Source organism: Methylobacterium gossipiicola, from assembly GCF_900113485.1.
GTDB classification, from domain to species: domain Bacteria; phylum Pseudomonadota; class Alphaproteobacteria; order Rhizobiales; family Beijerinckiaceae; genus Methylobacterium; species Methylobacterium gossipiicola.
In genome coordinates this window covers 113,262-123,167 of record NZ_FOPM01000013.1, presented here as the reverse complement: position 1 = coordinate 123,167, position 9,906 = coordinate 113,262, and the positions used below count along the sequence as shown (strand labels likewise).

The 9,906-nt window shown below is 67.7% G+C and carries 12 protein-coding genes and 1 tRNA gene; 9 read left to right on the top strand and 4 right to left on the bottom strand.

Annotated elements, in window-relative coordinates; translation table 11 throughout:
- Positions 1-241 (bottom strand): transposase (locus tag BM249_RS13050; RefSeq protein ID WP_143103759.1); only part of this gene is annotated, 241 nt, incomplete at its 3' end.
- Between the two features lie 251 nt (positions 242-492).
- Between BM249_RS13050 and BM249_RS13045 the strand changes: the two genes are divergently transcribed.
- Genes BM249_RS13045 through BM249_RS13035 form a run of 3 tightly spaced genes read left to right on the top strand, consistent with a single transcriptional unit; the run spans position 493 to position 1,681 of the window.
- A complete protein-coding gene (locus tag BM249_RS13045) occupies positions 493-903 on the top strand; it encodes a hypothetical protein (protein WP_143103758.1) in 411 nt (136 codons plus the stop codon).
- Complete coding sequence (locus tag BM249_RS13040) at positions 900-1,424, top strand: hypothetical protein (protein ID WP_091972459.1); 525 nt, start codon at positions 900-902, stop codon at positions 1,422-1,424. The genes BM249_RS13045 and BM249_RS13040 overlap by 4 nt, the downstream gene beginning before the upstream one ends.
- The gene (locus BM249_RS13035; protein ID WP_091972458.1) at positions 1,421-1,681 is read left to right on the top strand and encodes a hypothetical protein; all 261 of its coding nucleotides are present in this window, start codon (positions 1,421-1,423) and stop codon (positions 1,679-1,681) included. Before BM249_RS13040 ends, BM249_RS13035 begins: the two co-directional genes overlap by 4 nt.
- 298 nt (positions 1,682-1,979) lie before the next feature.
- Here BM249_RS13035 and BM249_RS13025 read toward each other — a convergent pair whose 3' ends face one another.
- Together BM249_RS13025 and BM249_RS13020 are read right to left on the bottom strand one after the other, a co-directional pair.
- Positions 1,980-2,231: a hypothetical protein gene (locus BM249_RS13025; RefSeq protein ID WP_091972448.1), complete on the bottom strand. Its 252-nt coding sequence runs from the start codon at positions 2,229-2,231 to the stop codon at positions 1,980-1,982.
- 2 nt (positions 2,232-2,233) lie between these two features.
- Entirely contained in the window at positions 2,234-2,605 is a 372-nt protein-coding gene (locus BM249_RS13020; protein ID WP_091972447.1) for a hypothetical protein, read from the bottom strand.
- A gap of 216 nt (positions 2,606-2,821) precedes the next feature.
- On the opposite strand from BM249_RS13020, the gene BM249_RS13015 reads away from it, so the two are divergent.
- Together BM249_RS13015 and BM249_RS13010 are read left to right on the top strand one after the other, a co-directional pair.
- Positions 2,822-3,262 carry a hypothetical protein gene (locus tag BM249_RS13015; RefSeq protein WP_091972446.1) on the top strand — a complete coding sequence of 147 codons (441 nt, stop codon included), beginning with the start codon at positions 2,822-2,824 and terminating at the stop codon, positions 3,260-3,262.
- Between the two features lie 53 nt (positions 3,263-3,315).
- Positions 3,316-3,996 (top strand): hypothetical protein, encoded by a 681-nt coding sequence (locus tag BM249_RS13010; RefSeq protein WP_091972445.1) that lies wholly within the window; start codon positions 3,316-3,318, stop codon positions 3,994-3,996.
- A 249-nt stretch (positions 3,997-4,245) separates the two neighbouring features.
- Here BM249_RS13010 and BM249_RS13005 read toward each other — a convergent pair.
- Positions 4,246-4,321, bottom strand: a tRNA-Ile gene (locus BM249_RS13005).
- A gap of 719 nt (positions 4,322-5,040) precedes the next feature.
- On the opposite strand from BM249_RS13005, the gene BM249_RS13000 reads away from it, so the two are divergent.
- The 4 genes from BM249_RS13000 to BM249_RS12985 all read left to right on the top strand — a co-directional run bounded on the left by BM249_RS13000 (position 5,041) and on the right by BM249_RS12985 (position 9,869).
- Complete coding sequence (locus BM249_RS13000) at positions 5,041-5,232, top strand: hypothetical protein (RefSeq protein WP_091972444.1); 192 nt, start codon at positions 5,041-5,043, stop codon at positions 5,230-5,232.
- Between the two features lie 38 nt (positions 5,233-5,270).
- Positions 5,271-6,134: a serine O-acetyltransferase gene (cysE, locus tag BM249_RS12995; RefSeq protein ID WP_091972443.1), complete on the top strand. Its 864-nt coding sequence runs from the start codon at positions 5,271-5,273 to the stop codon at positions 6,132-6,134.
- 317 nt (positions 6,135-6,451) lie between these two features.
- Complete coding sequence (locus tag BM249_RS22145) at positions 6,452-7,843, top strand: family 2B encapsulin nanocompartment shell protein (protein ID WP_091972442.1); 1,392 nt, start codon at positions 6,452-6,454, stop codon at positions 7,841-7,843.
- On the top strand, positions 7,830-9,869 hold the full coding sequence (locus BM249_RS12985; protein ID WP_091972441.1) for a family 2A encapsulin nanocompartment cargo protein cysteine desulfurase: 2,040 nt from the start codon (positions 7,830-7,832) through the stop codon (positions 9,867-9,869). Before BM249_RS22145 ends, BM249_RS12985 begins: the two co-directional genes overlap by 14 nt.
- Positions 9,870-9,906: the final 37 nt, after the last annotated feature.

Genomic DNA, 9,906 nt, shown 5'->3' with positions numbered 1-9,906 from the left:
GCTCCTGCACCAGGCTGAGCAGCCGCTCCCAGACACCGGCCCGGGACCAGCGGATGAAGATCTGGGCGGCCCGCCACCACGGACCCAGTTCCTCCGGGATCGCCCGCCATTTGGCGCCGTTCCGATGCCGCCACAGGATCGCCGAGAGCGTGCGTTGCAGGTCCTGCGGCGGCGTCTTGGCCTTGGGCCGGCACGCCTCGACCAGAGGCTCCAGTTCAGACCATTGCGCGTCGCTCAGCATCGTCCCTCCCGCAATCAGAGAGACGAAAACGCAAAACGCGCCAATCCGTTCAAGCGACGACAGGCCCTAGGGCGTTGCTGAAGGGTGCCCGGACAGAAGGATTGAGTTTCAGGTCTGGCACCCTGCCATGGACAGCGCGCTTGGACGACGTTGAGGTCTACGTCGCGACGCCCGAGCAAGCCCGGGTGTTTCAGGCGATGGTCCCCGAAAGGAGGGAGGCGCCCCCATCGTCGGCGGATCCATCTAAGCAGATGCTCGCCGAGATCGAGGAGAGGATGCGCGAGCTTGGAATGCCGGCCGATCGGCAGGTCTCCTTAGGGGCCGTCAAAGAATTTATGAAGGTCGTGGGCGAGGGACCCATCGCGCCGGACGACGTCAAGACCCAGCGCGAGGAAGCTTTCCAGCGGTGGGCAGAGGGTCCGCGACTTACGCAAGCCGGGATTCGCGCGGAGGCGATCATGGCCCGCCTCCGCAATCGCGAGCGTGACGCGGTCCAATCCCTCAAGGGACGCATCCTCGACAATGATGGCCAAGAGGTCCGGCTAACCATGCAGCACATGACGCCCCTCGTCCGGCGGCTCGCCCATCTCACAGACGAGCAGCCCGGGCCGAACCGGGCGCAGCGCCGGGCGGCGATTGCCAGGGCGAGGAGGCGGGCATGAGGTGCGCCCTCTACCTCCGCCCGGCCGGCCTCGCGGCGTGGCCCCACTTCGATGACCAGGTGAAGGCCTGGCTGCGCGCCGAGGGCTACGAGCCGGTCGACGGGGCCTGCTACGACGCGATCGTGTGCCTGCCCTACGACGGGGCCCGCGACTACTACCACTGCAACGTCTCGGTCGCGATGGCGCAGCGGATCGTGGACTTCCTCGCCATCGAAGGTGAGGTGCGGTGGATCCGCCTCGGTCAGACGGAGGTCGACTACAGCGACAACACCCTCGAAGAGGTCAGCCTCGACTTCGCAGAGTCCTGCTACGGAGGCAGGCCGACGCTGGCGATCATGTCCGAGGCCGAGACCGCCGAGGCCGATCGAGAGATCCGCCAGTTCGGCCAGCTCGCTGACCAGGACCTCGGTGTCCGGTGGCGGCCGCCTCCGCCACCCGAGCCGCCCGAGCCGAGGCAGCCCCGCGCGCCCGGGGCGCCGTTCTACACGCAGGCCATCACGTTCGGGGGGAGGAGGTCGTGAGGATCGAGCAGCAGTCCGCCCGCCATTTCTGGGGCACCCACAAGGGTGCGCAGATCCAAATTGACCGCGAGCCCGATGGGACCTTCTACATCATCGTGACGACCCGGAACGGAGGGACCCTCTACGACGGATGGGCGCCCCGCGATGTCGTGACGATGGCACAGGCCAAGCGGCAGGCTGTGAAGGGGGCCTGCCTCGACCGGCCTAAGCTGCCCCGCAAGCTGAAGATGCTCCACGGGCTGCCGGTGTCGCCATGAGGGACAGCCAAGCGCAGATCGCCGGTCATCCTTAACGGCCGGGCTCCGGAGAGACCGCCCGTGCGATGAGGCGAACCCGCTCGGGCCAGAGGATGCCCTCGTGCCCGAGCCGTTCGGCGCCCCAAGGCTGGGGCGGCTCCTCGCATAAGCCGGCCTCGCGCCAGAGGGCGACCGGCTCGGGTTCGCCCTCATCAACGCTTGCCCACCAGAACTCAGGGCTTTGATCGTTTGGCATGCCCGCATCTTCGAACAGCACCCGTCCGCGCGGCAAGCCTGGACGGGTGCGGAGTCCCCTCTTTCAGTAGGCATTCCCGATGTCGACGCGGGGATCCGACCGGAGCCACGCGAGCTCCTTCAGCGCGAGGGCGTTGTTCTTGCGTATCTGTTCGTATTCGTGAGGAATTATGGAGCAGGCGCGCCTGTTCGCCTGCGTGTGGATCTCTTCGATCTGCGCGCGACGCTCTGGCTCAAGATCCGGCACCATCAAGCTCGCCTTGCACCAGTTGTATACTTCGCCGTGAAGCACACGGTGCTCGGAGTAGGGTTCCATGTTCACGACCGCACCCCGCGCGCCTGAGTGAAGAGGGCTTCGATGCGGGCGACCTCGGACCAGTTGAATGCCCCCCCGATCATGGCCCGGACGTCGTCGTGGTCGACCAGCGCCATCATAGGCGCCTGGCCACGGGCCATCTCGTGAGCCCGCTCAATCATCGCGCAAGCTCGGATCATGTCGCGGTCGTCTACAGGCTCGTGGCGGCTTCCCGGGATCGGGAATCCCGCGTTGCTTATCTCGATGTACCAAGTGTCGTCGCCGTCGCCTTGCTCGGACTTATGAGCTTCCTCGATCGCTTCGCGCAGGTTGACCTTGTCATCGTCGGTGAGAGCCGCAAAAACAGCGGCCCCAATCTCTCTAGTTGTTGGCATTGTATTGTGTTTCCCCGTTGATCACAGGGGGAAGATTGGTGGGCCGCGGCTTACCTCGGGCTTAACGTCTTGGGCCTGCATCCCCGCCGCAAATGCGGCGTAATTAGCCAACCGTCAGCGTTTGCGGCCCCCGATCGCATTGAGGTACATTGTACCTAACGTGGTTGACACAAGGTACATAGTACCCTATAACCTCCTAACGCGAAGGAGGCACCCATGGCGCAGCAGATCAACAAGTCGCAGCTCTTCCGGACCGCCTGGGAGATCGCCCGCAACAGGGCGCTCACGTTCGACCTCACCCCCGAGTGCGCCCGCCAGTTTTTCCCGAACGCCCTCCGCCAGGCTTGGGCGCAGGCCCGCGCCGAGGCGGCTGCTCCTGCCGCCCCCAAGACCACCACGCTTACGTTCCACACCGGCAAGGGCCGCCGCGACCGCGCCTGGCTCGCCCGGGTCACCGGCAAGGACGCCCGCTACGGGTTCGCCCGGCATTTCCTGCGCGGCACGGAGTTCTGGGACAACGGCAACAAGGTCCGGTTCGACATCGAGCTCACCGAGGACGCGGCCTTCGAGGACAACGCCTACGGCTACTACGTCGTCCGTGACGGCGCCCTCGTCGAGCTGGCCGACAAGGCCGCCTTCTCCGCCCTCTTCGCCTGACCCGCATCGCCAGGAGCCAAGCCGTGTCGAACCGTGTACGCCTCGCTTCCCTCATGCAGCGCCTCGCCCTGACAAAGGCCGATGTCGCGCGCATCGCCCGCGCGAGCGAGGCGACCGTTGATTCATGGCTGAAGCCCGAGACATCCAAGTCGCATCGCGCCTGCCCCGAGGTGGCCCTCGCCGTTATCGAGAACGCCGCCGGCGACCCGGTCTGTGCCTTCGCGTCCGAGGCGGCCGACGTCCTTGGGATCACTGCCGCTCGCGTGAAGGCCTTGGCGGTCGACGCCCAGGTTGGGCTCGGCGCTGCGCTGTGGGCCGCCCGCCGCAACGACGTTGTCCACCCCCTCGTTCGGGTGAAAGCGGGAGATCCGCTCACCTTGGAGCTTGGCGCCCTGTCCTACCTGCTGCTGCCGGGTTGGGCATTCCTGCCGCTGCAGGGCCGGGACGGCCGCCGCTGCAAGCTCGCGGTCCGCGCCACGATCGAGGATGGCGTCGAGGATCCTTGGCTGAGCACCGAGGCACACGACTGGGCCGACGAGGCCGAGGCGCGGCGGGAAGCCTCGGAGGCGGTCGCCGTAGCCGAACGGATGGAGGAGGTCCGGATCCTCGGGCGACGCCGCGTCGAGGCCCTCGACGCCGGCGATGAGGCCGAGGTCCGCAGGATCGACAAGGCGCTCGACCTCGTGGGGCGGACGGTCGACCGCGTGGGGCTAGGGGGGCCGGACGCCGTTTGAGGGCGTGGCCTGGATCGGGACACGAGGGCGGGGGCAGGCTGGTCTCGCGACGTCACAGCCGATCTGGGCAAACCACCCCGGGGCCTGGCCCCCCGGTGCTTCAACTGGCCAGGCGCTGTCGCCTATCACCCCGCCGGAGGGCCTCCGAGCGGGGCTTTCGCACGTTTGCGGTTCCGGTTTCGGTTCCGGTACCCTCGAATGGACCCCGCGGGGAGAGGGCCAATCTATCTCCCTACAGAGGGGAAATGGTGGTGGGCCCGGTAGGACTCGAACCTACAACCAGACCGTTATGAGCGGTCGGCTCTAACCATTGAGCTACAGGCCCCGACCGTTTGACATCAACGGCGTGGCGTTCGGTCCGAATCGTGTCCCATGATCGAGGGACAGAAACGGCGACGAAAACGCCCCATTGGGGTATCCGCCGCCGGTCGTTTCGGCAAGCCCCGCGCGCGGGGCTTGCCGCATCCTGAAACGATCACGGCCTCAGTCCCGAAGCCCCGGGGCGTGGTGCGAGTGGGGGCCGCGATTCGGGGCGCGCTGCTGGCGGGGCCCATGCAGAGGCTCGATCATCGCCGTCCGTTGCCCCTCGAGGAGCCAATCCATCGACGTGGGTGTCCGTCCGCGCCGGTCCGGCGGCCGGATCTCGACGACGAAAGGAGATCGGACCGCCATCCCGGCGGATCTGTGTCGCCCTGCTGGAGCCGGTTCCTGGTCGGCGAACGCGCCCGCTCGGTCGCCGCATCCTCCCCGCCTCGGTTCGATCCCGCAGGGCCTTACCCCGGCGCGCCGTCGGGCCGTGCCGCAGGCACCACCGCAGCCGGATGCCACAGCATGCGCCGCCCCGAACCCAAGACAACACATGCCCGACGCACGAAACCATCTTTTCTATTCGATCTCGCGAGCCTATAATGATAGAAATACAAACAAATATACTCTACTATCGAAGACTTTTAGTACATCAAACCCTCAAGCGGCCGCAAAATAGAACATTTACACCACGGCTCGGGACCGCCTCGGCGGGCCGGCCCCTAGGGAGACAGCACCATGGCTCATGGCGATCAGGTTGTGTTCGCGAGACTCGACGTGGCGGAAGCCCTCGGCATCTGGCGCCACGCCACCGGGCGGGTGGTCGGCATCCATCCGGCACGGGGCGACGACGTCGCCGTCGATGTCGAGTTCGCCGGGCACAGGATTCTCATCGGGTACATCGCCTCGCTGTTCACACGGGTCGCCTGATCCGCGCCCACTCCTATCCCACCACGGACTCGAACCACATGACGAGCGCCATCCAGGTCGGCATCACCCGCGCCGGCCTCACGCCACCATCCCTGCGCAGCGTCAGCCACACCCTTGTGGAAGCCGAGGTCTGGACGGCCATGCGGGCGGAAGCCGAGGCCGCCATCGTCGAGGAGCCGCTCTATGCCGGCATCATCCAGGCGACGGTGCTCGATCAGCCGAGCCTCGCCCACGCCTTCGCGTATCGCCTCGCCCACCGCCTCGGCGATGGCGATTTGGCCCGCCTTTCCATGCGCGACCTGTGCCTCTCGGCCTTCGAGGCCGATCCCCATGCCGGGGCGCATGCCGTGCGCGACCTCGTGGCCATCCGCGAACGCGATCCCACCTGCCGGCGCTACCTCGACCCGTTCCTGTTCTACAAGGGACTCGCCGCCCTCGAAGGCTACCGGGTGGCCCACTGGCTCTGGCATCAGGGCCGGGCGACCCTGAGCCTTCACGTTCAGAGCCGGATCTCGGAGGTGTTCGGGGCCGATATCCACCCCGCCGCGCGGATCGGCTCGGGGGTGTTCATCGATCACGCCACGGGCGTCGTCATCGGCGAGACCACGGTGATCGCCGATGACGTTTCGATCCTGCAATCGGTGACGCTCGGGGGCAACGGCAAGGAGAGCGGCGACCGCCATCCGAAGATCGAGCGCGGCGTGCTGCTGAGCGTCGGCGCCAAGGTGCTCGGCAACATCCGGGTGGGGGAGGGGGCGAAGGTCGCCGCGGCGGCCGTGGTCCTGCACGACGTGCCCGCCCACACCACCGTGGCGGGCGTGCCGGCACGGGTGGTGTCGCAGCTCAGGACCGCGGAGCCCCCTGCTCTGAGCATGGACCAGTTCTTCGGTGACGGAATTTAAAAAAATCTTTTGGTTCAAGCCGACCGACAAAGCGCCACTTGAAGGATGATTTTTCTCTTATAGCCGCCCAATATGGATTGATATTTACGCTTGCCGGCAACCTATAGAGCACTAATCTCTGCCGTATAATAAATATAGAAAACCGTTCCATTGACGCCCCTCTGCAACCCTAGCTAAACCGATGACGCCCTGCGGCGAAATGCCTTCGCGGTGGCAGACGACATCACGAAACGAAGCGGGCGCGTCAGGCGCGGCTCCGATGCGAACCCGTTCGCGTCGTACCGGCCCCATGCCCCGTCACACGGAGACGATACGACATGAGTGGACCCGGTCTGAGCGTGAGCGCCTCTGCGGCACGCAATCTTGCCACCGCGACCGTCACCTCGGTGCAGAACGCGGCCAACACGCCGCGCTGGTTCCATCGCCTGCTGCCCTTCGTCGACGTCGCCGGCGGCGTCTACCGGGTGAACCGTCGCGCCGTCGTGCTGGCGAAGCCCGGCCGGATCGAGCTGTCCAACGAGGGCAGCACCCGCACGGTGCGTCCCGCCTCCCTGCGTCGCATCCCGCTGTTCAGCCGGCTCGGCGACAACGAGCTCGCCGCCCTCGCCTCCAAGTTCACGGCCTCGCAGCACAAGGCCGGCGAGATCATCGCCGAGGAAGGCTCGACCAATCGCAGCCTCACGGTGGTGGCCGACGGCACCGTCGAGCTCACCCTGTCCGGCCCGTTCAAGGGACGCCTGCGCCAGGGTCTCGCCACCGGCGGCGACTATTTCGGTGACGGCGACCTCGTCGGCGAGAATACGCCCGCCCCCGCCGTGAAGGCCCTCTCGACGGTCACCCTCCTCACCCTCGACCGCTCCGCCATCGAGGACGAGGGCATCCGTTCGCGCATCACCCAGTACGTGGAGGAGCGTGACCGGCTGAAGGGCCACACCAATTCCCACGGGGAGCAGGGCATCGAGCTGCTGGCGGTCCATACCGGCGAGCCGCGCCTGCCCACCACCTTCGTGGATTACGAGGAGGATCCGCGCGAGTATCACCTCTCGACGATCCAGACGATCCTGCACACCCACACCCGCGTCACCGATCTCTACTCCAACGAGATCGACCAGCTGCGCGAGCAGATCCGCCTCACGGTCGATGCCGTGAAGGAGCGCGAGGAGTGGGAGCTGTTCAACAACTCCGAGTTCGGCCTGCTGCACGAAGTCAGCCAGCGCCAGCGCATCCCCACCCGTGGCGGCCCCCCCACCCCGGACGACCTCGACGAGCTCCTGACGCTCGTGTGGAAGAAGCCCGCCTTCTTCGTCGCCCATCCCCGCGCCATCGCGGCCTTCGGTCGGGAAGCCACGCGCCGCGGCGTGCCGCCGGTGGTGATCCACCTGTTCGGTTCGCCCTTCATCACCTGGCGCGGCGTGCCGATCGTGCCGAGCGACAAGCTGCCCATCGACATCGATCCAGTGACCGGCGCCCAGACCACCTCGATCCTGCTCCTGCGCGTCGGCGAAGGCGAACAGGGCGTGGTCGGCCTGCAGAAGTCCGGCGTCACCGGCGAGATCGAGACCGGCCTGTCCGTGCGCTACATGGGCACCAACGACCACTCCATCGCCTCGCACCTCGTGACGCGCTACTTCTCGGCCGCCGTGCTGGTCGAGGACGCCATCGCCCGTCTCGATAACGTGCTCCTGGGCAACTACCATGACTACGCCTAACGCGCCGTCCGCGGGTCTTCCTACAGGCAGTCTTCCTACGGGTGTGTTCGGCGACGCGGCGCATGCGGATCTCGTCGGGCGCCTCGCCCGCGAGATCTACGGCCAAGGTCAGGCGGCGTCCGCGCCCCTGACCCCCAACCTGCCGCAGACGCCGCAAGCGCCGCAGGCCCTGGAGAATCTTCCTCAAGGGTTCGGCCACCCCCTGGCCCCGAGCGCGGATCTCGGCACGCCCTCGCTCCCGTCGGGCGCCCTGCCGTCGGGCTTGCAGCCCGACGCTTCGAAGCTGGGGGCGCGCTCGTTCGGCGCGCCGCCGGTCGGCTTGGCCGGACTGTCGGGTCCGGGCTTCGCCCAAGGTCTGGGCTTCGCCCAAGGCCCGGGCTTCGTCCAGCCATCCGCCTTCCCGTCGGTCCATCCCGAGGCGCAGAGCCCCGGGCGGGCTCTGCCGGAGTTCTTCGTGCCGAGCGTGCCCGAGGTGGCCGCCGCCTTCCCGGGCGGCGTCGACCTCCACCACACCGTCGCGACGGACCATCCGCGGGCGAACGGCTTCGCGCACGGCCTCGCCCCATCCCTGGTGCCGGCGGCGCCCGGGAGCCATGGCGGCGAGACGGAGCGCCCCGCGCCGGCATCGACCCGCCGGGACGCGTCCAGCAAGGTCGAGATCGCGGAGGAGCCGTACGCGCAGGGCGGCGAGTACTACTTCCTCGCCGACCGCAGCCGGCCGGGCAGCACCTCGCCCCGGGTGCAACCGGGATACGGCCAAGGTCACGGCCATGCGCCGCATCTCTCGACGCAAGGCACGAGCCCCGTGGCCGCGCCCTTCGACGTCGAGCGCGTGCGCAAGGATTTCCCGGCCCTGCACCAGAGCGTCAACGGCCATCCGCTGATCTGGCTCGACAACGCCGCCACCACGCACAAGCCGCAGAGCGTCATCGACGCGACGAGCGAGTTCTACGCCCGTCACAACTCGAACATCCACCGGGCCGCCCACACCCTGGCGGCGCGCTCCACGGACCTGTTCGAGGGCGGCCGCGAGAAGGTGCGGCGCTTCCTCAACGCGCCGAGCAAGGACGACATCGTCTTCCTGCGCGGCACCACGGAGGCGATCAATCTCGTGGCCAATTCCTACGGCCGCGCGAATATCGGTCCGGGCGACGAGATCATCGTCACCCAGATCGAGCACCACGCCAACATCGTGCCGTGGCAGCTCCTGACCCAGGCCACGGGGGCGACCCTGCGGGTGATCCCCGTCGACGACCGCGGCGAGATCATCTTCGAGCAGTTCGCCGCCCTCTTGTCGGGGCGCACCAAGCTCGTGTCGGTGACGCATGTCGCCAACGCGCTCGGCACCATCAACCCCGTGGCGGAGATCATCGCGCTCTCCCACGCCTACGGGGTTCCGGTGCTGGTGGATGCGGCGCAATCCTCGCCGCACATTCCGCTGGACGTGCAGGCGCTGGACGCCGACTTCCTCGTGTTCTCGGGGCACAAGGTGTTCGGCCCGACGGGCATCGGCGCCCTCTACGGCAAGAAGCACCTGCTGGAGGCGATGCCCCCCTGGCAGGGCGGCGGCCACATGATCGAGGACGTCACCTTCGGGAAGACGGTCTACAAGGGCGCTCCGGAGAAGTTCGAGGCCGGCACCCCCGACATCGCCGGCGCGGTGGGCCTCGGGGCGGCTTTGGACTACCTCGAGGGCGTCGGTCTGCCGGGGATCGCCGCCTACGAGCACGATCTCCTGGAATACGCCCAAGCCGGCCTCGCCGAGGTGAAGGGCCTGCGTCTCATCGGCACGGCCCGTCAGAAGGCCAGCGTCATGTCCTTCGTCGTCGACGGGCACGAGAACGAGGCGGTGGCCAAGCACCTCGACGCCCACGGCATCGCCGTGCGCTCGGGCCACCACTGCGCCCAGCCGGCCCTGCGCCGGTTCGGCGTCGAGCGGTCGGTGCGGGCCTCGCTCGCCTTCTACAACACCCGCCACGACGTGGACGTGTTCCTGAAGGCGCTGCATTCCCTCCCGCGTCGCTGAAGCAATGTCATCGACCGGCGGCGCCCCTCACGGGGTG

What these genes read in the sequence shown, in the direction of transcription:
- BM249_RS13045 (WP_143103758.1), top strand. Translation starts at nt 493, where the DNA reads ATGCTCGCCGAGATCGAGGAGAGGATGCGCGAGCTTGGAATGCCGGCC.
- BM249_RS13040 (WP_091972459.1), top strand. Translation starts at nt 900, where the DNA reads ATGAGGTGCGCCCTCTACCTCCGCCCGGCCGGCCTCGCGGCGTGGCCC.
- BM249_RS13025 (WP_091972448.1), bottom strand. Translation starts at nt 2,231, where the DNA reads ATGGAACCCTACTCCGAGCACCGTGTGCTTCACGGCGAAGTATACAAC.
- BM249_RS13020 (WP_091972447.1), bottom strand. Translation starts at nt 2,605, where the DNA reads ATGCCAACAACTAGAGAGATTGGGGCCGCTGTTTTTGCGGCTCTCACC.
- BM249_RS13015 (WP_091972446.1), top strand. Translation starts at nt 2,822, where the DNA reads ATGGCGCAGCAGATCAACAAGTCGCAGCTCTTCCGGACCGCCTGGGAG.
- BM249_RS13010 (WP_091972445.1), top strand. Translation starts at nt 3,316, where the DNA reads ATGCAGCGCCTCGCCCTGACAAAGGCCGATGTCGCGCGCATCGCCCGC.
- BM249_RS13000 (WP_091972444.1), top strand. Translation starts at nt 5,041, where the DNA reads ATGGCTCATGGCGATCAGGTTGTGTTCGCGAGACTCGACGTGGCGGAA.
- cysE (WP_091972443.1), top strand. Translation starts at nt 5,271, where the DNA reads ATGACGAGCGCCATCCAGGTCGGCATCACCCGCGCCGGCCTCACGCCA.
- BM249_RS22145 (WP_091972442.1), top strand. Translation starts at nt 6,452, where the DNA reads ATGAGTGGACCCGGTCTGAGCGTGAGCGCCTCTGCGGCACGCAATCTT.
- BM249_RS12985 (WP_091972441.1), top strand. Translation starts at nt 7,830, where the DNA reads ATGACTACGCCTAACGCGCCGTCCGCGGGTCTTCCTACAGGCAGTCTT.